This is a genomic window from Leclercia sp. UBA5958, from assembly GCF_002430365.1.
GTDB classification, from domain to species: Bacteria; Pseudomonadota; Gammaproteobacteria; order Enterobacterales; family Enterobacteriaceae; genus Enterobacter; species Enterobacter pneumoniae.
Genome location: NZ_DJCE01000012.1, coordinates 38,007 through 63,688, shown reverse-complemented (window position 1 = coordinate 63,688; position 25,682 = coordinate 38,007). Strand labels below are relative to the sequence as shown.

Genomic DNA, 25,682 nt, shown 5'->3' with positions numbered 1-25,682 from the left:
AATTATACTCGCCCGCAGACAAAACGACGAATCAACAGATACAGGTGTATCCAGAGAGAGGCAGCTTTATGTCGCATCAACAGATTATTGAGACACTTATTGAATGGATTGATGATCACATCGACCAGCCATTAAACATTGATGTGGTAGCCAAAAAATCGGGTTACTCGAAATGGTACCTGCAGAGAATGTTCCGCAATGTTATGCGTCAGACGTTGGGTGAGTATATCCGCCAGCGCAGATTGCTGATGGCCGCGCAGGCACTACGCACCACTCAGCGGCCGATTTTTGATATCGCGATGGATCTCGGATATGTGTCGCAGCAGACGTTTTCCCGCGTTTTCCGCCGGGAGTTCGATCGTACCCCCAGCGACTATCGCCACCAGCTTAACTAACAGGCCGGGCAACCAGCCCCGCAATAGGCTGCTGTTGCCAGGTCATAAACTCGTGGGGTGGCATCGCCTTTGCGAAGTGCCAGCCCTGGCAGTATTGCACCCCGCGTTTGTGTAGCCAGGCGACCTGCTCTGCCGTCTCCACCCCTTCGGCGATGGTCTTCAGACGCAGGCTTTGTGCCATTTCAATAATGTGCTCGGCAATCAGATGGCTGGTACTGTTGGTGGTGAGAGTGTCGATAAAGGTCTTATCAATTTTGAGAATATCGACATTCAGCGAGTAGAGATTGTGCAGGTTAGAGTAACCTGTACCGAAATCATCGATCGCCACCTCGTAACCCGCCTGCCGGAAGGCCTGTATCACCGGGGTCGTTTTGGGCACGTCGATAAAACCACGTTCGGTCACTTCAATTTTAATTTGCTGCGCGCGTACGGAATAGTGGCGAGCCTTGTCGCTAATCATGGCGATGAGCCGTGAGGAGTGGAAATCTGACGCCGAGAGGTTAATGGTGACGTAGAGGTGCGGTCTGGACGCCAGAAAATGGCCGAGATCGTTAAAGACCTCTTCGACCACGTAGTCGGTGATGCGCTCGATCATCCCCTCTTTTTCTGCCAGAGGAATAAATTCCGCCGGGCTCATCACCGGGCCGCTAAAACCGGGCCAACGCAGTAACGCTTCCGCGCCTACACACTCGTTATTTTTGATATCGATAATTGGCTGATAATGCACGCAAAGCTGGCGATTATTTAACGCCCGGTGCAATAAACGCCCCGGCGAATTTAATTCACGGCGAGTTCGCGACCAGACTAATAATATGATGACGCTACAGATCATTCCCAGCGGCAGCGTTAATGTGGCTTCATGGTAAAGCACATCGTAGAAACGTTGATTGGTAGTTGAAACAATTGCCGCAACGGGGCGCTTTTCTGAATGAACGATGGTGTAAAAACGGCCATCCTCCTGAAACGTGGTTTCCTTATCGCCAGTCAGCGTTTTTAATAAATTTTTATCCGCGTTTTCACTGACCGAGAAAAAAGCATTGGTGACCGTATCAAATATACCCCACGCCAGGGAGTGATCGGTTGACATTACTTCACTGTATGAGAGCGGATTCACCACCACCACATAATTGCCGCGCTGCATATACGTCATTTTATATCCCGCAAAGAAGGGCGTATCGCGGAAATAATATATAGCCACATCAGGCTTACGCGTGTAATTGGCGTGTGGGATGGTATATGCTGTGGCGGGCGTCAATACGGTGGAACAGCGAAATTCACGCCCTTCGGCATAGATTAAATCAGCAATATAGAGACGCCCGCGAACAATATTCAACATATACTGGCGGTGAGCAGGCGAGCAAACATTACCCTGATAGTGTTCAGCGGCATTGCGCGCTAAATCCACTTGATGAATGACGAGTTCAGTTTTATCTAAGGCAAGCTGTGCGAAAGAGCGCAATTGATTACGGGTTTCTGAAACAGCACGTAGTTGGGCAAACCAAAGCGCAAGCATCACCGGTAGTAAAACTACCATGATGATCCCCACACCTCTCAGCACCTTGCCGCGCGCGCTATGATTCATTTCCGCCCTATATCCCTGCTTTTAATGTGCCTGTAGTATTGAAGGCCGGATGCTTTGATAAACAGGTGATTACGTTGCATGAATCATGCGAAGTTAGCAACTGACTTTTATCATCAAAATCCTAATATTTGGTTATGACGATAATATTTGTCCGTAAGCCAAACTAAAAGTATGCGTTCAGTTTTTATTAAGTTAAATAATTTTCCAGCACCGACGGCAGATTTTTTCGATTACGCCACAGCGGATCGCTGATTAAGTCAAACTACTGACAGCATGAAAAAAGCACAATCGGGTGATGTCGGTTCTGGCTATTTACCCATTCGACAGAGTTGAGTGATTTATAAATAATCAACGGCGACGATTGTTTTTCCTCTTCCTGCCCGCTTGGCATCATAAAGTGCTTTATCGGCGCGAATGAGTAATGAGGAAGTATCATGCCCACCGCCCATCACCTCTACTATCCCCGCACTGAAGGAGAGCGTGAGCGCCCTGTTGCCCACCTGTAACGGCCGGGTCAACAGCGTCTGATGCAGCATGAGTGAGAGCTGCAGCGCCGCGTCGCTGTGCGTGCCTGGCATCAAGAGCAGAAATTCTTCTCCGCCTACCCGCCCGAGTGCGGCGTCGGCCGGGGTCATCTCGCGGATGCGTTCGCAAAAGTGTACCAGCGCCCGATCGCCGACCAGATGGCCCCATTGATCGTTGATTTGTTTAAAGAAATCCAAATCAAACATCACCACGCAGAAGGGGGTTTCGGCTGCGAGACCATGACTGACCTCCAGCGCGGTGGTGAGCTGCTGAAGAATAGCCGATCGATTAAAGCAGCCGGTCAAATCATCGGTGGTCGCCTTTTTCTCAAGCTGTTTCTCGACGCGCTTACGCTCAGTAATATCCAGCCCAATGTTAAGGATTGAACCGTCCGGCAATAGGATATTCGACCAGAGAATGGTCAGCTGTGCCCCATCCCGGCGTACCGGGTGCCATTCGTACATATCATTGAGCGGGACCGTATTGACGGATTCACGCACCCGCCGGCGAACCTCAGGATCGGGATAGAAGAGCGCCAGCGGATCGGCATGCTCATTGAGCTCGGCCATTTTCCAGCCAAAGACCTTTTCACACTCGGCGTTCCACAGCACGCAGCGGCTACGGCGATCGAATGAATTCATCAGCACCGGGGCACGTTCGAAAAGGGTTTGGTATTGGGTGACGACCCGCTGCATCTCAATGGCGGTACGTTCGCGCGCAATAATTTCGACAAAATAGTCTTTCAGCTTTTCCACCAGGATCACCACGATATCTTTCAGCACAGAGAGTGGCGTCTGCGGATCAGAAAAACCGAGGAAAAAATAGCCGCTACAGAGGTGACCGTGAGGGGTGATTTTGCAAAGTACGCCGCTTTGCAGCTGGGTATAACCGGGATGACGGTCAGAAAAGAGGTGTTTACCCATGTTGTCTTTCCAGTAAATGACACGCCACGCGCGGTGATGTCGCTGCAACAGGGTGCTCGCCAGAAAATTGCCGACCTCCAGTGAATGACAGGTGAGCTCTCCGGCACTGACTATCTGCTGAAGGCCGTTCTCATCATCGACGGTAATCCAGCTCAGGCGGGCACCAAAGGCGTGGTTAATTGTCTCAAGCAACTCCAGCAACGTTGATTGCGAAGACAACTGGGGCATAAGTTTTGCCAGCGTGCGCAGGGCCACCGTACTGTCATTAACGATCTCGCGATATGATTCATTCATCGTTTATTCGCGCTCATTAAATAAGAGAGAATGACCGCAACGAATAAGTCAGGATTGGAAAAGCAATACCATGATTATTTGCTTTTCGATGCCATTTAAGGACGCGTGTGTATTTAAAAAATAACAGTTAAATAATAAAAGCCAGAAAATTCAAATACCTGAGTTATTTATTACGAGTAAATTTTTTTGTCCGTTCAAGCATAATCCATAGTTTAATGCCTGTAAATATTGCACAAATTGCTTATTCATGTGCAAGTTTATCTATCATGATGAATTCGCTGGAAACGCCTGTGAAACAGGTCCCTTAGCAAGCGAAGATATATTTATTTGGTCCTAATAACCACGCAATTAAAATGGCTAAAAAGATGCCGTTTTTTTGCGCTCCGCTACTGGCGAATAAAAGAACAAATGTGATATAGTTCACACATCTTGTGTAACGAGAAACGCTGTTTCATTGTTGTGTGTCTAAGTCTGCCGATAGCCAGTTTGCCACCTCTGTGAGCAATATCGCTATTTCCGGCGACGTTCATTTTGAGGATCGGTTTTATGGCAACCCTTACTACCGGCGTAGTGCTTTTGCGCTGGCCGCTGTTTAGCGCTGTACTGATGTTTCTGGCCAGCACGCTGAATATCCAGTTCCGGAAAGCAGATTACGCGGGGCTGGCGGTGATTAGCACCTTCCTGGGTGTCGCTGCTGCCTGCTGGTTTGCGACGGGGTTACTGGGTATCACGCTGATCGATGCGGCAGTGATCTGGAATAACGTAAAAGAGATCATGGTAGAGGCAATGAGCCATACCCCGCCAGACTGGCCGATGATGTACACCTGATGCTGAAAATAAGCGATAAAAAACCCAGACATGGTCTGGGTTTTTTTATGTGCATCGCAAATGCGGATAATCAGAACGGAATGTCGTCGTCAAAATCCATTGGCGGTTCGTTAGACGGTGCCGGAGCAGATTGCTGCTGCGGACGGGACTGCGCGCCGCCGCTGAACTGGTTTCCGCCCTGCGGCTGCTGAGGCTGACCCCAACCGCCCTGCTGCTGGTTCTGACCGCCACCCGCCGGTGCGCCGCCGCCCTGACGGCCACCCAGCATCTGCATGGTGCCGCCCACGTTCACCACCACTTCAGTGGTGTATTTTTCTGCGCCGGACTGATCGGTCCATTTGCGGGTACGCAGCTGGCCTTCGATGTAGACCTGAGAACCTTTACGCAGATATTCGCCGGCCACTTCTGCCAGCTTGCCAAACAGCACGACACGGTGCCATTCGGTCTGCTCTTTCATCTCACCGGTCGCTTTATCACGCCAGGATTCGGAAGTAGCCAGCGTAATGTTGGCAACTGCACCACCACTCGGCATGTAGCGTACTTCCGGGTCCTGGCCCAGATTACCGACGAGAATCACCTTGTTTACGCCTCTGCTGGCCATGATCGTGTCTCCTGAATACGTTTCTTAATAGTGTAAACGCGCGAGTGTACCATTTCCACGCGTCAATTTGCATAGTTGCGTGGCGGGTCCAGAAAACTCTCGCGAGCTCGACATTGTTACACAACCCGCCGGAATTTGCATTCCAATACTGTATATTCAAACAGGTTAATTTGTGTCATAATTAGCCGTTTATGCCGGTTGTCCTTCAAACAAACCAGGCATTCCGTGTTCCAACCGGGAAAGGTGAATGGATAAGATCGAAGTTCGGGGCGCCCGCACCCACAATCTCAAGAATATCAACCTCGTCATCCCTCGCGACAAACTGATCGTCGTGACCGGGTTGTCGGGTTCTGGCAAATCTTCTCTGGCTTTCGACACCTTATATGCCGAAGGGCAGCGTCGTTACGTTGAATCACTCTCAGCCTATGCGCGTCAGTTCCTGTCGCTCATGGAGAAGCCGGATGTAGACCATATTGAAGGGCTATCGCCGGCCATCTCAATCGAGCAGAAATCTACCTCGCACAACCCGCGTTCGACGGTAGGGACAATCACGGAAATCCATGATTACCTGCGTCTGCTGTATGCCCGCGTTGGTGAGCCACGCTGCCCGGACCACGACGTGCCGCTGGCCGCGCAAACCGTCAGTCAGATGGTGGATAACGTACTGGCGCAGCCAGAGGGCAAACGCCTGATGCTGCTGGCTCCCATTATCAAAGAGCGTAAAGGCGAGCACACAAAAACGCTGGAAAACCTGGCCAACCAGGGTTACATCCGCGCCCGTATTGACGGAGAAGTGTGCGATCTCTCCGATCCGCCAAAGCTAGAGCTGCAAAAGAAACACACCATCGAAGTGGTTATCGACCGCTTTAAGGTGCGTGAAGATCTGGCAACGCGTCTGGCCGAGTCGTTTGAAACCGCACTGGATCTCTCCGGCGGTACGGCGGTAGTGGCAGATATGGACGATACCAAAGCGGAAGAGATGCTCTTCTCCGCCAACTTCGCCTGCCCGATTTGCGGTTACAGCATGCGCGAGCTTGAGCCGCGTCTGTTCTCGTTTAACAACCCGGCGGGCGCCTGCCCAACCTGTGACGGCCTGGGCGTGCAGCAGTACTTTGATCCGGACCGCGTGATCCAGAATCCGGAACTGTCGCTGGCTGGCGGCGCGATCCGCGGCTGGGATAAGCGTAACTTCTATTACTTCCAGATGCTGAAGTCGCTGGCTGAGCACTATAAGTTCGACGTTGAAGCCCCCTGGGCCAGCCTGAGCGCAAACGTGCACAAAGTGATCCTGTTCGGTTCCGCTAAAGAGAACATCGAGTTCAAGTACATGAACGATCGCGGTGATACTTCCGTGCGACGCCATCCTTTTGAAGGGGTGCTGCACAACATGGAGCGCCGCTACAAAGAGACAGAATCCAGCGCGGTGCGAGAAGAGCTGGCGAAGTTCATCAGCAACCGCTCCTGCGCCACATGTGATGGCACACGTCTGCGTCGTGAAGCACGCCACGTCTTTGTTGAAAATACCCCGCTGCCGACCATCTCAGACATGAGCATCGGCCACGCGATGGACTTCTTCAACAACCTGAAGCTCTCCGGCCAGCGAGCAAAAATCGCGGAAAAAGTGCTGAAAGAGATTGGCGATCGCCTCAAATTCCTGGTGAACGTGGGTCTGAACTACCTGACGCTTTCTCGCTCCGCAGAGACCCTTTCCGGCGGTGAAGCCCAGCGTATCCGTCTGGCCAGCCAGATCGGCGCAGGGCTGGTTGGGGTAATGTACGTACTGGATGAACCCTCCATCGGCCTGCACCAGCGCGATAACGAACGTCTGCTGGGTACGCTTATCCACCTGCGTAACCTCGGCAACACGGTGATTGTGGTCGAGCACGACGAAGACGCCATTCGCGCTGCCGACCACGTGATCGATATTGGCCCCGGTGCGGGTGTACATGGTGGCCAGGTCGTGGCAGAAGGTACCCTGAACGACATCATGGCGGTGCCCGAGTCGCTGACCGGCCAGTACATGAGCGGTAAGCGTAAAATCGACGTGCCAAAACAGCGCGTTCCGGCGGATCCGGAAAAAGTGCTTAAGTTGACCGGCGCGCGCGGCAATAACCTGAAAGATGTGACGCTGACGCTGCCGGTTGGGCTGTTTACCTGCATCACCGGGGTATCCGGTTCCGGTAAATCGACGCTGATCAACGATACGCTGTTCCCTATTGCGCAGACGCAGCTTAACGGCGCGACCCTGGCGGAGCCGGCACCGTATCGCGAAATTTCAGGTCTGGAACACTTCGATAAGGTAATCGATATCGACCAGAGCCCTATCGGGCGAACGCCACGTTCCAACCCGGCGACCTATACCGGCGTCTTCACGCCCGTGCGTGAACTCTTTGCCGGTGTGCCGGAATCACGTTCGCGTGGGTATACGCCTGGACGTTTCAGCTTTAACGTTCGCGGCGGCCGCTGCGAGGCCTGTCAGGGCGACGGCGTGATCAAGGTTGAAATGCACTTCCTGCCGGATATTTACGTCCCCTGCGATCAGTGCAAAGGCAAACGCTATAACCGCGAAACGCTGGAGATTAAGTACAAAGGCAAGACCATCCACGAAGTGCTGGATATGACCATCGAAGAGGCGCGTGAGTTCTTTGATGCCGTACCGGCGCTGGCGCGTAAACTACAAACGCTGATGGATGTGGGTCTGACCTATATTCGCCTGGGGCAGTCGGCAACCACCCTTTCCGGCGGTGAAGCTCAGCGCGTGAAGCTGGCGCGTGAACTCTCTAAACGTGGTACCGGTCAGACGTTGTATATTCTCGATGAGCCGACCACCGGCCTGCACTTTGCGGATATCCAGCAGCTGCTCGACGTACTGCATCAGCTCCGGGATCAGGGCAACACCATTGTGGTCATTGAGCACAACCTTGACGTGATCAAAACCGCGGACTGGATTGTTGACCTCGGTCCGGAAGGCGGTAGCGGCGGCGGTGAGATCCTGGTCTCCGGTACCCCAGAGACCGTCGCGGAGTGCGAAGCCTCGCACACCGCACGTTTCCTTAAGCCGATGCTGTAGTCATCACACTGAAAGTTGCTGTCGGGTCGCTTCCGGCAGCAACTCAATTGCCTGCTGATACGAGGCATCCACCAGATAGTAGATTTGCGAATCCGGTAGCGATCCATCGAGATAGACGGTGCTCCAGTGTGCTTTATTCAGGTGTTTACTGGGACGGACATCGCTGTGTTGCTGACGCAGTAGTTCTGCCAGTTCCGGGCTGGTTTTCAGTGACGCCGCCGGTCGCCCTTCGACCTCTTTCACCATCGCGAACAGGACATCCGCCACTTTAATCTGGGTGGCTTTCCAGTCGCTGTGCACGCTCTGCTCCGCGCCGGTTTTGTTCATGCAGTACTGTAATATCTCCGAAATGGTCATCTTTATTCCCCCGTGATGGTGGCGATAATCGTGCGTGAGCCGCCGTGGATGCGATGTTCCCCCAGCCAGATTCCCTGCCATGTGCCCAACTGTATCCGCCCTTTATGCAGCGGCAGCATTAACGAGACGCCCATCAGAGACGATTTGATGTGCGAAGGCATGTCGTCATCGCCTTCGTAGTCATGCTCATAAGGGGCATTGTCTGGCACAGTTTGCAGAAAATGTCGTTCCATATCGGCACGCACCGTGGGATCGCAATTTTCATTGAGGGTAAGGGAGGCGGAAGTGTGTTGCAGGAGCAGATGCAGCAGCCCGACGTTAATACGGCTCAGGTCGCGAAGTTGCCCGATGACTTCGTCCGTCACCAGATGAAATCCGCGAGGTTTCGCGCTTAAGGTCAGGGTTTGCTGATACCACATGAACGGCTCCGTATTGAAAGAATTGTCCTTCTAAGTGTGCAGCAATACGGCAAAAGGTAAAACCCGAAGAGCCCGATCGGGCTAAAAAATAATCAAATGCCCGGTGCGCTGACCGCACCGGGCAGCGATCAATATTCCGAATTAACAATGACCTCTTCGCCAAACGCCCCTGCCATCGGTAGTGGTCGATAGGTGGAGTTAGAGGCGCGCAGCACGCGGATACCTCTGGCGCCCACATCGCGGGCCGCGGAGATATCGTTATCCGAGTCGCCATAGAACACTTTGATCTGCTTTTGCTGCAACCACTCGGTTTTGGTGTTCTGGCCTGGCTGATCGCCCGCGAAAATCACCGGATTCATGTTGGCGGCCGGGATGCCGAAAAGGCCCTGCAGGGTTTTAGAGACGGTCTCGGTTTTGGTCTGGCTACGACCCGTCACGAAATAGATGCTATCGCCGCGTTTTACGTGCATGGCAATCAGCGAGCGAGCCACCTCTTTTGGAATACTGAACTCATCCCAGCCGTTATTCATCTTTTCCCAAAACTCGGGATTTTTCAGGTACGCCTCACTCTCAGGCGAGTATGTTTTTTTACCGCGCCAGAAGCCGGGGCTGGAAAAGAGGACGGTATCATCAATATCAAAGCCCACCGCCATCGCCGGACGACCGAGCAGGCTATTTTCAATCTGGGCAACAGAAACCCAATGAATCGGGGCTTGTTCCGCCAGTTTTGCGGCGGTAGTGCCGTTATATAACGGCGTGGGCGCGGAGGCGCGGGCAACAACGGAACTGTTGAGAGAGAAGAGTAAGCAGGCGGCGCTGAGCGCCAGTGTGATCTTGCGCATGTTTTCCCCTGAATATTCAGACATTTATTCTTTTAATTTGAGTGGATGGTCAAAAAACTCTCCGACCATAACCCCTGAAAGCGGTGAAGGAAAGGAGTTTTTACTTATGAATATGAAGAAAAAAGAAGACGATCACAGAGTGTTGAGCGTGACCCGATGCCCTCACTCAGCGAGAGAGGGCATGGTAAGTAAGTGCTTACATTACAGCAGCAAAGGCCTGTGCAACACGCTGGACGTTATGGGTATTCAGCCCCGCTACGCACATGCGGCCGCTGGCGATAAGATAAACGCCAAACTCTTCTCGCAGACGATCAACCTGCGCTGCGCTGAGACCGGTGTAACTGAACATACCGCGTTGCTTAAGCAGATAATCGAAGTTATGCCCCGGCACCGCCTCTTTTAGCACCTCAACCAGCGTCTGACGCATCGTCAGGATACGACTACGCATGGCTTCGACTTCAGCAAGCCAGCTGGCTTTTAATGCCTCATCGCCCAGCACGGTGGCCACGACCTGCGCCCCAAACGCCGGTGGGCTGGAGTAGATGCGACGCACCGTCGCCTTCAGCTGTCCTAGCACGCGGCTGGCCGCTTCGGCATCTTCACATACCACAGACAGGCCACCCACGCGTTCGCCGTAGAGCGAGAAGATTTTAGAGAAGGAGTTGCTCACCAGTGCGGGCAGCCCGGCGCTGGCAATGGCGCGAATGGCGTAGGCGTCCTCTTCCATTCCCGCGCCAAAGCCCTGATAGGCGATGTCGAGGAACGGGATCAGATTACGCGCTTTCAGCACCTCGATAACCGCATCCCACTGCTCGTTTGTGAGATCCGCGCCGGTTGGGTTATGGCAGCATGGATGCAGCAGCACAATGCTGCGTTCTGGCAGAGTCGTGAGCTTTTCCAGCAACGCCGAAACGCGTACGCCGTTGGTTTCCGTGTCAAACCATGGATAAGTATCTACCGTAAAGCCCGCGCCTTCAAAGATGGCGACGTGGTTTTCCCACGTTGGGTCGCTGACCCACACGCCGGAATCCGGGAAGTATTTTTTCAGGAAATCCGCACCGACTTTCAATGCCCCCGAGCCGCCCAGCGTCTGGATGGTAGCCACGCGTTTGTTTTGCAACACCGGATGATCGGCACCAAACAGCAGCGGCGCAATAGTATTGCGGTAGGTATTGAGTCCTTCCATTGGCAGGTAGAGTGAGGCACCGTGCGGCACCGCATTCAGGCGCGCTTCGGCTTCGGCTACGGCCTTAAGCTGAGGAATAATGCCGTCTTCGTTGTAATAAAGACCGATGCTCAGGTTCACTTTATCGCTGCGGGGATCGTCCTTAAAACGCTCCATTAAGGAGAGGATGGGATCGCCGGCGTAGGCGTCTACTTTCTGGAACACGCGATGGTTCTCCGGATTTTTATAAGGCAGGGATTTCAACAATAAACCGGAAGCGAAAGAAGATCGAGCCTTGTGAAGGGAATCGGGGCGCAGCATCTCACCGCGCTCCAATCTATCTTAATCCAGGTAATGCATGGCCACGCGGGAGGTGAGCCGCGTAATAAGTTCGTAAGCGCTCACTTTTGTTATTTCTGCAATGCGCTCAACCGGGAGGCCATCCCCCCACATCACCACCGGATCGCCCGCGCGCTCGTTAGCCGCCGGCCCCAGGTCAACGCAGATCATGTCCATCGCCACGCGGCCAACAATCGGCACTTCGCGGCCATTTACCAGTACGGGGGTGCCGGTGGGCGCCGCACGCGGATAGCCGTCGCCGTAGCCCATCGCCACCACGCCTAAACGGGTATCGCGTTCGCTTACCCAGGTGCCACCGTAGCCGACCGGCTCCCCGGCTTTGTGCTCGCGCACGGCAATAAGCGTTGAAACCAGAGACATCACCGGCTGAAATCCGAAGTCCGCTCCGCAGGATTGGTCTTCGAGCGGCGACACGCCATACAGAATAATGCCCGGGCGCACCCAGTCGAAGTGCGACTGAGGCCACAGCAGAATACCGCCAGAGGCCGCGATGGAACGCTGGCCGGGTTTGCCTTCGCAGAAGGTGTTAAACAGATCCAGCTGCTGTTCCGTGGCGCCACACTCGGGCTCATCGGCGCGGGCAAAATGGCTGACGATATTGACCGGCTGACGCACGTTTTTGCACTGACTCAGACGCTGCCAGAACGCTTCAGCCTGCTCCGGACGCACTCCAAGCCGGTGCATACCGGTATCCAGTTTCATCCACACGGTGACTGGCGTGCTGAGCTGTGCAGCTTCCAGAGCGGCCAGTTGCTCTTCGTTATGCACCGCGGTATGCAGTTGCTGCGCTGCGATGACGTCCAGATCCGCGGCGTTGAAAAAGCCTTCGAGCAGTAAGATGGGTTGAGAGATGCCCCCTGCGCGTAGGCGGAGGGCCTCTTCAAGACGGGCGACACCAAAAGCATCGGCATCGGGGAGCGTTCGCGCGGTCTCAAGAAGACCGTGTCCGTAAGCGTTCGCTTTCACGACTGCAACCAGTTTACTGGCGGGTGCCCGTTCACGCAGGCATTGCAGGTTGTGACGCTGAGCGCGGCGGTTAATGATTACAGTTGCCGCTTGCATGTGAATTCCTTAATAAAAAGACTCTCCAAAATCCTTTGCGTTGCAGGAAGGCGACAAGCCCGTGAATCCCCGGGAGCTGAGTAAACTAAGTGACCGGGGTGAGCGGGCGCAGTCAATGCCCCTGCGGCGTGAAGAATGATGGAGAGTTATTCGTCGTCGTACTGCGGTCCCGCATAGTTATCGAAGCGCGACCATTGCCCATTAAAGGTCAGGCGCACGGTGCCGATGGGGCCGTTACGCTGCTTACCAATAATGATTTCCGCGATCCCTTTCAGATCGCTGTTCTCGTGATACACCTCATCACGATAGATAAACATGATTAAGTCGGCATCCTGCTCGATAGAGCCCGATTCACGCAGATCGGAGTTGACCGGGCGTTTATCGGCGCGCTGTTCCAGAGAGCGGTTCAGCTGCGAGAGGGCGACAACAGGCACCTGAAGTTCTTTGGCGAGCGCCTTGAGCGAGCGGGAGATTTCGGCAATCTCCAGCGTACGGTTGTCGGACAGTGACGGCACACGCATCAACTGCAGGTAGTCGATCATGATAAGACCGATCCCGCCATGTTCGCGCGCGATACGCCGCGCGCGGGAGCGCACCTCCGTTGGCGTCAGGCCGGAGGAGTCATCAATGTAGATGTTACGTTTTTCCAGCAAGATGCCCATGGTGCCAGAGATGCGTGCCCAGTCCTCGTCATCAAGCTGGCCGGTACGGATGCGGGTCTGATCCACGCGCGAGAGCGACGCCAGAGAACGCATCATAATCTGCTCAGAGGGCATCTCGAGGCTGAAAATAAGAACCGGTTTATCTTGCAGCATCGCCGCATTTTCGACGAGGTTCATCGCAAATGTCGTTTTACCCATCGATGGACGCGCCGCGACGATAATCAGATCCGAAGGCTGAAGCCCGGCGGTCTTTTTATTCAGATCGTCATAGCCGGTATTAACCCCGGTGACGCCGTCGTGCGGCTGCTGGAAGAGCTGCTCTATACGCGATACGGTGGCATCAAGCACTTCCGCGATGTTTTTCGGCCCTTCATCCTTGTTCGCGCGGCTTTCAGCGATTTTGAATACGCGAGACTCCGCCAGATCCAGCAGTTCGTCGCTATTACGTCCCTGGGGATCGAAACCGGCTTCGGCGATCTCATTGGCCACAGAGATCATGTCGCGAACAACAGCACGTTCGCGGACGATGTCGGCATAAGCGCTAATGTTTGCGGCACTTGGAGTGTTTTTTGACAGCTCAGCCAGGTAGGCAAAGCCGCCTACGGTATCCAGTTGACCCTGACGCTCCAGCGATTCCGCCAGCGTAATCAGGTCGATGGGGCTTCCTGACTCCTGCAAACGCGCCATTTCAGTAAAGATATGGCGGTGCGGACGGGTATAGAAATCATCCGTCACAACGCGCTCGGCGACGTCGTCCCAGCGCTCGTTATCCAGCATTAACCCACCCAACACCGACTGTTCCGCTTCAATCGAGTGCGGCGGGACTTTCAGCCCGGCGAGTTGTGGATCGCGCTCACGAGGTTCAGTCTGTTTGTTGAAGGGTTTGTTTCCTGCCATAGTGAATGGAGTTACCGAGATAAAGAGTGGGTCGAAAGATTACCATATTTTTCTTACGGAGGGAGCATGGCAACACGCATTGAGTTCCAGAAACATGGCGGTCCGGACGTGTTGAGGGCGGTGGAGTTTACCCCCGCACCGCCTGGCGATAACGAGGTTCAGGTCGAGAACAAAGCGATTGGTATTAACTATATTGATACCTATATCCGGGGCGGTTTGTACCCACCCCCGTCGCTGCCCAGCGGACTGGGCACCGAAGCTGCCGGTATCGTTGTAAAAGTGGGCAGCGCGGTGAAACACATCAAGGAGGGCGATCGTGTCGTGTATGCGCAATCCGCCCTTGGGGCCTACAGCTCGGTGCATAACGTGCCGGCGGATAAAGCCGCCATCCTTCCTGGGGCTATCTCGTTTGAGCAGGCGGCGGCATCATTCCTGAAGGGGCTGACGGTCTTCTACCTGCTGCGCAAAACCTATGAGATCAAGCCGGACGAGCCGTTTCTGTTCCATGCTGCCGCAGGCGGCGTAGGGCTAATTGCCTGCCAGTGGGCAAAAGCGCTGGGGGCGAAGCTGATTGGTACCGTCGGCAGTGCGCAAAAAGCGCAGCGCGCACAGCAGGCGGGGGCGTGGCAGGTGATTAACTACCGCGAAGAGAGCATTGTTGAGCGGGTCAAAGAGATCACCGGCGGCAAAAAGCTGCGGGTTGTGTATGACTCGGTGGGGAAAGATACCTGGGAGGCGTCGCTGGATTGTCTGCAACGTCGCGGCCTGATGGTGAGCTTCGGGAATGCCTCCGGGGCCGTTACAGGGGTTAATCTTGGCATTCTGAATCAGAAGGGCTCGCTGTACGTGACCCGCCCTTCCCTGCAGGGTTACATCACCAGCCGCGAAGAGTTAGAGGAGGCCAGCAATGAGCTCTTCTCGCTGATTGCCAGCGGCGTTATCAAAGTCGATGTTGCAAAGGCGCAGAAATATGCGCTAAGCGATGCGCAGCGCGCGCATGAGATACTGGAGAGTCGGGCAACGCAGGGGTCGAGTCTGTTAATTCCATGATGCGTATAAAGAATTAGGGCTTCCCGTAGGAAGCCCTTTCTTTTTTTTAGTTCGGCTGTATGTAGGGTACAGCACGATGAATTCTTTAACGGCAGTCATAGTGACAGATTTGATAAGTAAATCCTATTCCGTTCTAAGCCCCGCCGCCGGAAAAGTTGCAGGGTTGTGACGAACCCCTCAATACCTTAGTAACGAAAACGGTTATTGCGCTGATACTTCGGGACTTTTGGTGATTTTATCGCCCGTATCGCCCAGACGACGGCCACGGCCAGCAACAACCAGGGCAGAACTTTAAACATCAGGGCGAACAAACCGCCGACAAACATCACTGCGGTTGCCACCACCAGCGCGGCAATAATTCCCAACAGGGATACCCCTGTGACCAGGAGCATCACAAAAAATCCCACAACAAACAGCAATTCCAGCATGACTCTCTCCCAGGTAATGTCACCATGATATGCACATCATTACAAGATTCATGCCAGTTTTTAGCCCTTTGATTTATATACAAAAACGCCCTGTAACAATGACAGGGCGTGGTCTATTTGACGATTTTTTAGCGAAATTTATCGTTTGTCCGCCACCAGGCGGAGCGCCTGTTCGAGCACCTCGATATCCGCTCCGGCTTTATGGGCGTTTTCACTCAGGTGACGGCGCCACTGGCGCGCCCCCGGGATGCCCTGGAACAGGCCGAGCATATGGCGAGCCACATGGCCAAGATAGGTCCCTTGACTGAGCTCGCGCTCAATGTAGGGGTACATCGCCCGCACGACAGAGACCGGATCGTTGTCGATGCCGTCGACAGCAAAAATTTCGCGGTCAACGGAGGCCAGAATACCCGGTTTTTGATAGGCCTCACGGCCCACCATGACTCCATCCATGTGCTCCAGATGCGCTTTCGCCTCATCCAGCGATTTGATACCACCGTTAATAGACAGGGTCAGGTGCGGAAAATCGCGCTTCAGCTGGTAGACGCGCGGGTAGTCCAGCGGCGGGATCTCGCGGTTCTCTTTTGGACTCAGGCCAGAGAGCCAGGCTTTGCGGGCGTGGATGATAAACATCTCGCACTCACCGCGGCCGGAAACCGTATTAATGAAATCACACAGGAATTCATAGCTGTCCTGGTCATCGATGCCGATACGGGTTTTAACCGTTACGGGAATAGAGACCACATCGCGCATCGCTTTCACGCAGTCGGCAACCAGCTGAGCATTGCCCATCAGGCAGGCGCCGAACATACCGTTCTGCACACGGTCGGAAGGACAGCCGACGTTGAGGTTGATCTCATCGTAGCCGCGCGCTTCGGCAAGCCTGGCACAGTGAGCCAAAGCCACCGGATCGCTACCGCCCAGCTGCAGGGCCACCGGATGCTCCTCTTCGCTGTAGGCCAGATAGTCACCCTTACCGTGAATGATCGCGCCGGTCGTCACCATTTCGGTGTAGAGCAGCGTATTGCGCGACAGCAAACGCAGGAAATAACGGCAGTGCCTGTCCGTCCAGTCGAGCATCGGCGCGATGGAGAAACGGTGGGCTGGGTAAACAGACTGAAGTTCTGACGACATGGCGAAGTTTTAAGCATCTGGTAAAAAGGGGGCGTAACTATAGCACAAAGAGAAGCCGGAGGCGCAGCGCCTCCGGTTTACTTTAGAAGGTCATGGTGAGCTGCGCACCGGCACCCCAGGTCTCATCTTCCCCGTAAATACCGGTCAGATCGACATGGACGGTGTTAAAGGGCGCAAAGCCCAGACCGCCAGTAAAGACATTGCTGTCGTTACCTTTCACATCGCCACGGAAGCCCGCACGTACCGCCAGCCAGCTCAGCGGCGTCACTTCGGCACCCACGCCCACATACTGCGAGGTGTCTTCCGATTTAAAGCCTTTGGTTTCGGTCAGATCGCCATCCGCGCTGATAGTGACCAGGTCGGTGTGCCAGGCCAGCCCTGCGGTAACCAGCGGTCGAATCTGGTAGGTATCTTTGTAGTTCACCACCTCACCCGTGTAGCCATTGGTGATGCGGACATCTCGAGTATCAATATCGCGTGAGATAAGGTTCTGCCCGCTCAGACCCAGGGTCCAGTTCTCGCCCAGATCGGCGGCAATACCCACGTCAACGTTGAAGCCGGTGTCGTCATTACGGTAGCGACTGCTGTTCCAGTCGTTGCTGTCGTAGTCGTAAATAGAGGTGGTGTAGTTATAGAGCCAGGTTTTTTGCAGCTTTGGCGTCACGCCTAAGGACACGGGCACATCGCCCATCTCAAACTGACGAGCAATCGCAATACCGTAATCAGAGACAATGGCTACTCTGCCCGATGCGGTTGAGTTCAGGTTTTTGGTGATTTCGTCAGATCCGCCCAGCGCCGCCTTCCCGGCTTCCAGATAAACAGGGCTTAACGGATTATTCAGGTTACTGTTTTGAATCCCGCGTAAATAATCCACATCATGCTGATCGATGGAGGTGCTTACGCGACCGCGCGCATAACCCTTCGCCACAAACGCCATGGAGAGTTGCTGGGTGGGAATAGCAACAGTGAGTCCGGCCCCCGCGCTGGCACGGGCAGTTTTGCCGCGCAGGTAATCGAGCTCATCCGCCAGTTCGCCCGCCGCCCCCTGGAACTGCAATGCGGTTCCGCGCGGATCGAGCAGAACATTCTCCAGAGTTAAGTTATCAACCACATCATCGTAATAATCGACACGATCGTTAATGTGATCAATTTCATCCTGCAAATTGTCTTTATCGCTAATTTGCGCGCCAACGGTCGGAAGGATAATCGTAACGTTATCTTCCTGTTGTGCGCGTGCCAGCAACGCGGGGTTAATTAGCGCCGCGCTGCCATAATGTGCCGATGCTACGCCTGTGCCACCCATCGCGTCGCCGCGAGCTTCTGTCCAGGTATTGGCTGCCCCCGCCTGATTTGCCACAAAAAAGGAGACAGCGATGCTAACCACCGAAAATTTAAAATGTTTTTTCACAGTATTCTCGTCTTATAGTCTGTTATTAAACAACCCCTGTCTGTTATCACCCATACAGGGGCAAACTATTGCTGTGAATAAGTGCAAAAAGACCTGCTATTTCCTTAAGTTAAATTCCCTGTCCGGCCTGTTCTAATATGTGACGACCCTCAATATTTATAGAAGAGGAAATTATTTTCGCCCAGGTTTTCCATCGTGAGGGCCAAAAAATTGCGGTGGATGGTCAACCCAGCGATCTTCACGTGTGGCGCCGTAGACGGCATTTTTCGGGTAATAGATACGGTTGTGTTTTTTATTCGCTTCACCAATGACCAGCAGGCGAACCTCCGCGTCGGTATTATTGATAAAGGTGTGGCAGATGCCCGTCCCGGCGGGGAATCCGACGCTGTCGCCAGGCTCCAGCTCCCAGAGATAGCCATTTATCCACACCTGCGGGTACCCCTCCAGCACGTGCACAAACTCCTCTTCATCACTTTCTGCATGCGGATACGAGGTACGGCGTCCTGGCGGCAGGCGCTCATGATGGATACCTATCCGACCCAGTCCCAGCACACGCGCCAGCGGAGCACCAATAGAAAAGCGCTCGTCGCTGTCGGGATAGGTAGAATCATCGGGACCCTCAAGGTCGCGCCAATGCCGTATACAGTCAGGTTTTTTCATCGTTTTATTCCTCTGTTTATTGGCTCAGGTATAGCACAAGGCGCGGATCTCGGTGTTTTGACCAGAACATGGTAAAGTGATGACTTGTTATTCCACGTTTTCGAGGTGCTTAATGGAAAAGACCACAACGCAGGAGCTGCTGGCGCAGGCTGAAAAGCTCTGTGCGCAACGCAATGTGCGCCTGACCCCGCAGCGCCTTGAAGTGTTGCGCCTGCTCAGTCTGCAGCAAGGGGCCATCAGCGCCTATGATTTGCTGGATCTGCTGCGTGCCAGTGAACCGCAGGCGAAGCCGCCAACGGTCTATCGTGCGCTGGATTTTTTACTGGAACAGGGGTTTGTCCACAAGGTGGAGTCGACGAACAGCTACGTGCTTTGCCATCTGTTCGATCAGCCGACCCACACGTCAGCCATGTTTATCTGCGATCGCTGCGGCAGCGTGAAGGAAGAGAGTGCGGAAGGCATTGAAGACATTATGCACACCCTTGCGGCAAAGATGGGCTTCGCTCTGTGGCACAATGTGATTGAAGCGCACGGGCTGTGCGTGGATTGCGTTGAAGTTGAGGCGTGTAGCCATCAGAGTGAATGTCAGCACGATCACTCCATTCAGTTGAAGAAGAAGCCGCGCTAAAAACAACGTGGGCGGCCTGAGGCCGCCCTGGGTGTACTTCCTTGTACTACGGGTATTACCGGCTTACCAGCGGTAATCGTTACGGGTTTCCCAGTCTTTCACTTCCGATTCAGCCTGGTCTTTCTGATAACCATAACGTTCCTGAATTTTACCCACCAGCTGGTCGCGCTTACCTTCGATGATAGTCATATCATCATCAGTCAGCTTACCCCACTGTTCTTTAGCTTTACCTTTGAACTGTTTCCAGTTACCGCCGACTTCGTCTTTATTCATAATCGCATCCTCATCGTTCGGTGATTAGCCTTCGTATCGTCCGTTACGTTCATTTCCTGTTGGACTTGATAATTATTATAGTTAAGGCTTCGGCGAACGAGGCACTATTCAGAATCTTTTACCGTTACGCCAAACGAAACCGCTACATAAACCAGGTATTATTACGCCAGTGATGGCGCCAGATAAGCGCCAGCGACAGGCCACGCAGAGCCAGAAACACGGCCAGCGCCAGCCATAGACCATGGTTACCCAGCCAGGGCAATGTGAGTAGCGTGAGGCCAAACCCGGCGGCGGCGATCGCCATACTGTTGCGCATTTCAGCGCCCCGCGTGGCGCCAATAAACATGCCATCCAGCAGGTAACACCACACCCCCACCACCGGTAATATTATCTGCCAGACCAGGTAATGATTCGCCAGTTCGCGAAGTTCAGGTAGCGAGGTGAGTAAGGCGATGATGCGATCGCCCATTAAGGCATAAATGAGAGCAAACCCCAGCGCCACCAGCCCGGCCTGACGACAGGCGGCGCGCCATACCTCGCGTAGCTGGCCACTTTCGCGGGCACCATACGCCTGGCCGGAGTGCGCCTCCACCGCATAGGCAAAGCCATCCAGCGCGTAGGCAGTAAACGTCAGCAGGGTCATCAGAACCGCGTTGACGGCGACGATTTCGGGCCCCAGCCGGGCGCCAAATACGGTTAGTGCGCCAAAGCAGAGCTGTAGCAGCAGCGAGCGCAACATGATGTCGCGGTTCAGAGCCATGAGTTTGCGGATATTACCGCGCCAGCTCGCTTTCAACATCGCCAGTGAGATGCCGCGCAGGGCCAGTACCCGCCAGACCATCCACAAGCCAATCAATAACGTGGCGTACTCTGCCACCGCCGTGGCCAGCGCGGCACCCTGCACGTTCATCTTCAGGCCCATCACCAGCCACAGGTCGAGCACGATATTAATCAGGTTACCCACTACCAGCAGGATCACCGGGGCGCGGGCATATTGCACCCCCAGCAACCAGCCGAGCAATACCAGGTTTGCCAGCGATGCCGGCGCGCTGAGCCAGCGTATTTCCAGGAAACGCCGTGCCTGAAGCAGCACCGCGTCGCTCCCCCCCACAATATGCAGGGCAAGATCGATAAGCGGGGTTCGCAGTAACACAATCAGCAGCCCGGCCCCCAGCGCCATCAGCAGCGGCTGCACCAGCGCACGTGCCAGACGCAACGGATCTTTTGCGCCATAGGCCTGGGCAGTTAAACCGGTAGTGCTCATGCGCAGGAAGAGCAGCAGCATAAAGAGGAAACTGGTCGCCGTCGCGCCGATGGCCACGCCGCCAAGATAGACAGGGGAATCCAGATGACCTATCACCGCCGTATCGACCAGCCCCAGCAGCGGCACGCTGATATTGGAGAAGATCATCGGCAGCGCAAGACGCCATAACGCCTTATCGGCGGTAGTCAGCAGAGACATGTGAATAACCAGAGAGAAAGAGAACAGGCTACGACATAGTCGTAGCCTGTCGGGAAGAGATTACAGCCAGTCGCCGTTGCGGATAACGCCAACCGCTAAGCCTTCAATGGAGAAGTTGTTTTCACGCAGGTCAACAACAATGGGGGAGAATTCGCTGTTTTCCGGCAGAAGCTGAACAATGTTGCCCTGCTTCTTCAGGCGCTTCACGGTTACTTCGTCGTCGATACGCGCCACGACCACCTGGCCGTTACGCACATCCTGCGTTTTATGCACTGCCAGCAGATCGCCGTCGATAATGCCGATATCCTTCATGGACATGCCGCTAACGCGCAGTAAAAAGTCTGCACTCGGCTTAAACATACCGGGATCAACCTGATAGTGACCTTCAATGTGCTGCTGCGCCAGCAGCGGCTCACCCGCTGCTACGCGGCCTACCAGAGGCAGGCCCTCTTCTTCTTCAACCAGCAAACGAATGCCGCGAGACGCGCCGGAGACGATCTCCAGAACGCCCTTACGTGCCAGGGCTTTGAGATGCTCTTCAGCGGCGTTCGGAGAACGGAATCCCAGACGCTGCGCGATTTCCGCACGCGTGGGTGGCATCCCCGTCTGGCCGATATGATCCCGAATGAGATCAAACACCTCTTGCTGCCTGGTCGTTAACGCTTTCATTCCGCCCCCTGGGTGTATATACAGTTATGCTGTGAGTATATACAGTCAAAGGCGATTTTGGAACCATAAACCGCACAAAAAACCAGAGACTTATTCGTTTTGTCGAGGCTTATCGAAAATGTCCCCACAGCAGTGAGACCCAGGTAAAGAGCGCGACAAAGATACTTAACAACACCGCCGCCGAGCCCATGTCTTTGGCCCGCCCGGAAAGTTCGTGATAATCAGACCCGATACGATCCACTACCGCTTCAATCGCACTGTTTAAAATTTCGACTATCATCACCAACATCACCGAGCCAATCAGCAGCACGCGGGTAATAGGATCGACATCCAGCCAGCAGGCAATAATGATTGCCGCAATCACGGCAACGCTCTCCTGGCGGAAGGCCGCCTCGTTGATCCAGGCTGCACGGATCCCTTTCCATGAATAACCAGCAGCTTTAATGATACGGGTTAACCCAGTGGTATTATTGGCCATCAAAAGAACCTTTATTGAAAAATAGCGTCAGTAACTATAGCTATAGAGCGTTGCCATACCGCCTGAAGTATGACGGGTAACAACAGAAATTTTGTGCGCATTCTGTTATCCTTGCGCCGCAATTGCATTTTTAACCAGAGGCTTTACATCGTTTATGTCTGGCTGGCCAAGAATTTACTACAAATTACTTAATTTACCATTAAGCGTCCTGGTAAAAAGCAAGTCTATCCCGGCAAATCCTGCGCCGGAATTAGGGCTCGATACCTCGCGCCCTATTATGTACGTTTTGCCTTATAACTCTAAGGCCGACTTGCTGACGCTGCGCGCCCAGTGCCTGGCGCATGATTTACCTGACCCGCTGGAGCCGCTGGAGATCGACGGCACCCTGCTGCCGCGCTATGTCTTTATCCACGGCGGGCCGCGCGTGTTCACCTATTACACGCCGAAAGAAGAGTCCATCAAGCTGTTCCACGACTACCTCGATCTGCACCGCAGCAACCCGAATCTGGATGTGCAGATGGTGCCGGTCTCGGTCATGTTTGGCCGTCGCCCGGGACGCGAAAAAGGGGAAGAGAACCCGCCGCTGCGTATGCTGAACGGCGTGCAGAAATTCTTCGCCGTGACCTGGCTTGGTCGCGACAGCTTTGTGCGCTTCTCGCCGTCCGTCTCTCTGCGCCGGATGGCGGATGAGCACGGCACCGATAAGATTATCGCGCAGAAGCTGGCGCGCGTGGCGCGTATGCACTTTGCCCGCCAGCGTCTGGCTGCCGTAGGGCCACGTCTGCCTGCCCGCCAGGATCTCTTCAACAAACTGCTGGCATCCAAAGCGATTGCCCGTGCGGTTGAAGACGAAGCGCGCAGCAAAAAAATCTCCCACGAAAAAGCGCAGCAGAACGCCATTGCGCTGATGGAAGAGATCGCCGCGAACTTCTCTTACGAGATGATTCGCCTCTCCGATCGTATCCTGAGCTTTACGTGGAACCGCCTCTATCAGGGCATTAACGTTCATAACGCCGAACGGGTGCGTCAGCTGGCGCACGACGGTCATGAAATTGTCTATGTGCCCTGCCACCGCAGCCACATGGACTACCTGCTGCTCTCGTATGTGCTCTATCATCAGGGCCTGGTACCGCCGCATATCGCAGCCGGTATTAACCTGAACTTCTGGCCAGCAGGGCCGATTTTCCGTCGCCTGGGTGCGTTCTTTATTCGCCGTACCTTTAAGGGCAACAAGCTCTACTCCACCGTCTTCCGCGAGTATCTGGGTGAGCTGTTCAGCCGCGGCTATTCCGTTGAGTACTTCGTTGAGGGAGGTCGTTCCCGTACCGGGCGTCTGCTCGATCCGAAGACCGGAACCCTGTCGATGACGATTCAGGCGATGCTGCGCGGCGGTACACGTCCTATCACCCTGGTGCCGATTTACATCGGTTACGAGCATGTGATGGAGGTGGGAACCTATGCAAAAGAGCTGCGCGGTGCCACTAAAGAGAAAGAAAGCCTACCGCAGATGCTGCGTGGGCTGAGCAAGCTGCGTAATCTCGGCCAAGGCTATGTGAACTTTGGCGAACCCATGCCGCTGATGACCTACCTGAACAACCATGTTCCGGAGTGGCGTGAGTCTATCGATCCGATTGAAGCCGTACGCCCGGCCTGGCTGACGCCAACGGTGAACGGTATCGCCGCAGAGCTGATGGTGCGTATTAACAACGCGGGTGCGGCTAACGCCATGAACCTGTGCTGTACGGCGTTGCTGGCGTCGCGTCAGCGTTCGCTTACCCGCGAGCAACTGACCGAACAGCTCGACTGTTACCTCAATCTGATGCGCAATGTGCCTTATTCACCGGACTCCACCGTGCCAACGGTCAGCGCCAGCGATCTGATCGACCACGCGCTGCAGATGAATAAGTTCGAGGTAGAGAAAGACACCATCGGCGATATCATCATTCTGCCGCGCGAGCAGGCGGTGCTGATGACCTACTATCGCAACAACATTGCCCATATGCTGATGTTGCCTTCGCTGATGGCGGCCATTATCACCCAGCATCGTCACATCACGCGTCAGGCGCTGCTGCATCATGTTGAAGTGCTCTATCCAATGCTTAAAACCGAGCTGTTCCTGCGCTGGGATAAGGACGAGCTGGCAAGCGTACTGGATCAGCAGAGCGAAGAGCTGGTGCGCCAGGGGCTGATTACGTTGAAGGATGACGTACTGCAGATTAATCCGTCCCGCTCCCGGACCTTGCAGCTGCTGGCCGCAGGCGCGCGTGAGACGCTGCAACGCTATGCCATTACGTTCTGGCTGCTGAGCGCGAACCCGTCTATTAATCGGGGTACGCTGGAGAAAGAGAGCCGCACGCTGGCACAGCGCCTGTCGATGCTGCATGGCATTAACGCGCCAGAGTTCTTTGATAAGGCGGTGTTCAGCTCGCTGGTGCTGACGCTGCGTGACGAAGGCTATATTAGCGATAGCGGTGATGCCGAGCCGGAAGAGACCATGAAGGTTTATCAGATGCTGGCAGAGCTGATTACCTCGGATGTGCGCTTAACCATTGAGAGCGCCACCCAGGGCGAATAGCGCTGAAAAGCAGGTCGATAATGTTAAAACGGCAGCCTTCTGGCTGCCGTTTCATTATGCCCAGTAACTCGCCGCCAGGCCTAAAAACAGTACCAGCCCCACGTAGTTATTGTTCAGGAAGGCTTTAAAACAGGCGTCACGATCGCGATTCGCAATCAGCTTTTGCTGATACACAAACAGCCCACCCGCGGCCACCACGGCAGCATAAAATACCCCGTTCAGCCCGTTCAGATAGCCAATCGCCACCATCAGGGCCAGTACCGCCACCTGCAGGATGCCGATAATCAGCTTATCCTGGCGGCCAAACAGAATCGCCGTCGACTTGATACCGATTTTGAGATCGTCATCGCGGTCAACCATTGCGTACTCGGTGTCGTAAGCCACGGCCCAGAGAATGTTGGCAAGAAACATCAACCAGCAGCTCAGCGGCACGGTCTCGCTGACGGCGGCAAAGGCCATTGGGATCGACCAGCCAAATGCCGCCCCCAGCACCACCTGCGGCAGATGGGTGTAGCGCTTCATAAAGGGATAGACCCACGCCAGCGCCAGCGCTGCCACCGAAAGCAAGATGGTCATGGTGTTGAGGGTTAACACCAGCAGGAAGGAGATAAGTATCAGCACCACAAACAGCGTGCGAGCCTCTTTCTCGGTCACTGCGCCACTGGGCAGCGGGCGGTTAGCGGTGCGCTTCACGTGGCCATCGAATTTCCGATCGGCGTAATCATTCACCACACAGCCTGCGGCACGCATCAGCCAGACGCCGGCTACAAACACCGCCAGGATCCACAGCGGCGGCAGGCCAGGCGTGGCCACCCACAGCGCCCACAGGGTTGGCCACAGCAGCAACAGCGCCCCAATCGGCTTATCCGTGCGCATCAGGCGGTGATAAGCCAGCAGCTTGTTCTGCGTCAGACTCCACTCCATATCTCTCTTCC

At 54.6% G+C, this 25,682-nt stretch carries 24 protein-coding genes; 6 read left to right on the top strand and 18 right to left on the bottom strand.

Annotated elements, in window-relative coordinates; translation table 11 throughout:
* Positions 1-68: 68 nt before the first annotated feature.
* Positions 69-395, top strand: a complete 327-nt coding sequence (gene soxS / locus B2Q93_RS18615) for a superoxide response transcriptional regulator SoxS (protein WP_040077595.1) — start codon at positions 69-71, stop codon at positions 393-395.
* Here the strand turns inward: soxS and B2Q93_RS18610 are convergent.
* Together B2Q93_RS18610 and B2Q93_RS18605 are read right to left on the bottom strand one after the other, a co-directional pair.
* Positions 388-1,977 (bottom strand): EAL domain-containing protein, encoded by a 1,590-nt coding sequence (locus tag B2Q93_RS18610; protein ID WP_046885531.1) that lies wholly within the window; start codon positions 1,975-1,977, stop codon positions 388-390. The genes soxS and B2Q93_RS18610 overlap by 8 nt on opposite strands.
* A gap of 338 nt (positions 1,978-2,315) precedes the next feature.
* Positions 2,316-3,719, bottom strand: coding sequence for a sensor domain-containing diguanylate cyclase (locus tag B2Q93_RS18605; protein WP_286934037.1), 1,404 nt, complete (start codon positions 3,717-3,719; stop codon positions 2,316-2,318).
* A gap of 546 nt (positions 3,720-4,265) precedes the next feature.
* Here B2Q93_RS18605 and B2Q93_RS18600 point away from each other — a divergent pair.
* Positions 4,266-4,547, top strand: coding sequence for a YjcB family protein (locus tag B2Q93_RS18600; protein ID WP_207292810.1), 282 nt, complete (start codon positions 4,266-4,268; stop codon positions 4,545-4,547).
* Positions 4,548-4,617: 70 nt separating this feature from the next.
* Here the strand turns inward: B2Q93_RS18600 and ssb1 are convergent, their stop codons facing one another.
* Positions 4,618-5,148 carry a single-stranded DNA-binding protein SSB1 gene (gene ssb1, locus B2Q93_RS18595; RefSeq protein ID WP_006177466.1) on the bottom strand — a complete coding sequence of 177 codons (531 nt, stop codon included), beginning with the start codon at positions 5,146-5,148 and terminating at the stop codon, positions 4,618-4,620.
* A gap of 247 nt (positions 5,149-5,395) precedes the next feature.
* On the opposite strand from ssb1, the gene uvrA reads away from it, so the two are divergent.
* Positions 5,396-8,218 (top strand): excinuclease ABC subunit UvrA, encoded by a 2,823-nt coding sequence (uvrA, locus tag B2Q93_RS18590; RefSeq protein ID WP_040077600.1) that lies wholly within the window; start codon positions 5,396-5,398, stop codon positions 8,216-8,218.
* Between the two features lie 3 nt (positions 8,219-8,221).
* Here uvrA and B2Q93_RS18585 read toward each other — a convergent pair whose 3' ends face one another.
* From B2Q93_RS18585 to dnaB, 6 genes are all read right to left on the bottom strand, one after another.
* The gene (locus B2Q93_RS18585) at positions 8,222-8,575 is read right to left on the bottom strand and encodes an MmcQ/YjbR family DNA-binding protein (RefSeq protein ID WP_046885533.1); all 354 of its coding nucleotides are present in this window, start codon (positions 8,573-8,575) and stop codon (positions 8,222-8,224) included.
* 2 nt (positions 8,576-8,577) lie between these two features.
* Entirely contained in the window at positions 8,578-8,994 is a 417-nt protein-coding gene (locus B2Q93_RS18580; protein ID WP_040077603.1) for a secondary thiamine-phosphate synthase enzyme YjbQ, read from the bottom strand.
* 128 nt (positions 8,995-9,122) lie between these two features.
* A complete protein-coding gene (aphA, locus tag B2Q93_RS18575; protein WP_040077604.1) occupies positions 9,123-9,836 on the bottom strand; it encodes an acid phosphatase AphA in 714 nt (237 codons plus the stop codon).
* Between the two features lie 196 nt (positions 9,837-10,032).
* Entirely contained in the window at positions 10,033-11,226 is a 1,194-nt protein-coding gene (gene tyrB, locus B2Q93_RS18570) for an aromatic amino acid transaminase (RefSeq protein WP_046885564.1), read from the bottom strand.
* Between the two features lie 117 nt (positions 11,227-11,343).
* Positions 11,344-12,423, bottom strand: a complete 1,080-nt coding sequence (alr, locus tag B2Q93_RS18565; RefSeq protein WP_286934036.1) for an alanine racemase — start codon at positions 12,421-12,423, stop codon at positions 11,344-11,346.
* A gap of 146 nt (positions 12,424-12,569) precedes the next feature.
* Positions 12,570-13,982: a replicative DNA helicase gene (dnaB, locus tag B2Q93_RS18560; protein WP_040077606.1), complete on the bottom strand. Its 1,413-nt coding sequence runs from the start codon at positions 13,980-13,982 to the stop codon at positions 12,570-12,572.
* 66 nt (positions 13,983-14,048) lie between these two features.
* Between dnaB and B2Q93_RS18555 the strand changes: the two genes are divergently transcribed.
* Complete coding sequence (locus tag B2Q93_RS18555) at positions 14,049-15,032, top strand: quinone oxidoreductase (protein ID WP_046885535.1); 984 nt, start codon at positions 14,049-14,051, stop codon at positions 15,030-15,032.
* Positions 15,033-15,217: 185 nt separating this feature from the next.
* On the opposite strand, the gene pspG is transcribed toward B2Q93_RS18555, so the two are convergent.
* From pspG to B2Q93_RS18535, 4 genes are all read right to left on the bottom strand, one after another.
* Complete coding sequence (gene pspG, locus B2Q93_RS18550; RefSeq protein ID WP_040077608.1) at positions 15,218-15,460, bottom strand: envelope stress response protein PspG; 243 nt, start codon at positions 15,458-15,460, stop codon at positions 15,218-15,220.
* Between the two features lie 138 nt (positions 15,461-15,598).
* On the bottom strand, positions 15,599-16,594 hold the full coding sequence (gene dusA / locus B2Q93_RS18545) for a tRNA dihydrouridine(20/20a) synthase DusA (RefSeq protein WP_286934035.1): 996 nt from the start codon (positions 16,592-16,594) through the stop codon (positions 15,599-15,601).
* Positions 16,595-16,676: 82 nt separating this feature from the next.
* Positions 16,677-18,002, bottom strand: coding sequence for a conjugal transfer protein TraF (locus tag B2Q93_RS18540; RefSeq protein ID WP_286934034.1), 1,326 nt, complete (start codon positions 18,000-18,002; stop codon positions 16,677-16,679).
* Positions 18,003-18,173: 171 nt separating this feature from the next.
* Positions 18,174-18,662, bottom strand: a complete 489-nt coding sequence (locus B2Q93_RS18535; protein ID WP_286934033.1) for a cupin domain-containing protein — start codon at positions 18,660-18,662, stop codon at positions 18,174-18,176.
* A 112-nt stretch (positions 18,663-18,774) separates the two neighbouring features.
* On the opposite strand from B2Q93_RS18535, the gene zur reads away from it, so the two are divergent.
* The gene (gene zur / locus B2Q93_RS18530) at positions 18,775-19,290 is read left to right on the top strand and encodes a zinc uptake transcriptional repressor Zur (RefSeq protein WP_207292804.1); all 516 of its coding nucleotides are present in this window, start codon (positions 18,775-18,777) and stop codon (positions 19,288-19,290) included.
* Between the two features lie 63 nt (positions 19,291-19,353).
* On the opposite strand, the gene B2Q93_RS18525 is transcribed toward zur, so the two are convergent.
* From B2Q93_RS18525 to B2Q93_RS18510, 4 genes are all read right to left on the bottom strand, one after another.
* Positions 19,354-19,563, bottom strand: a complete 210-nt coding sequence (locus B2Q93_RS18525; protein ID WP_046885537.1) for a CsbD family protein — start codon at positions 19,561-19,563, stop codon at positions 19,354-19,356.
* Between the two features lie 142 nt (positions 19,564-19,705).
* On the bottom strand, positions 19,706-21,025 hold the full coding sequence (gene dinF, locus B2Q93_RS18520; protein ID WP_046885538.1) for an MATE family efflux transporter DinF: 1,320 nt from the start codon (positions 21,023-21,025) through the stop codon (positions 19,706-19,708).
* Positions 21,026-21,085: 60 nt separating this feature from the next.
* Complete coding sequence (gene lexA, locus B2Q93_RS18515) at positions 21,086-21,694, bottom strand: transcriptional repressor LexA (RefSeq protein ID WP_040077619.1); 609 nt, start codon at positions 21,692-21,694, stop codon at positions 21,086-21,088.
* Between the two features lie 109 nt (positions 21,695-21,803).
* Positions 21,804-22,172, bottom strand: coding sequence for a diacylglycerol kinase (locus B2Q93_RS18510; RefSeq protein WP_040077620.1), 369 nt, complete (start codon positions 22,170-22,172; stop codon positions 21,804-21,806).
* 154 nt (positions 22,173-22,326) lie between these two features.
* Between B2Q93_RS18510 and plsB the strand changes: the two genes are divergently transcribed.
* Positions 22,327-24,747: a glycerol-3-phosphate 1-O-acyltransferase PlsB gene (plsB, locus tag B2Q93_RS18505; protein ID WP_046885539.1), complete on the top strand. Its 2,421-nt coding sequence runs from the start codon at positions 22,327-22,329 to the stop codon at positions 24,745-24,747.
* Between the two features lie 54 nt (positions 24,748-24,801).
* Here the strand turns inward: plsB and ubiA are convergent, their stop codons facing one another.
* On the bottom strand, positions 24,802-25,671 hold the full coding sequence (ubiA, locus tag B2Q93_RS18500; protein WP_040077623.1) for a 4-hydroxybenzoate octaprenyltransferase: 870 nt from the start codon (positions 25,669-25,671) through the stop codon (positions 24,802-24,804).
* Positions 25,672-25,682 lie beyond the last annotated feature (11 nt).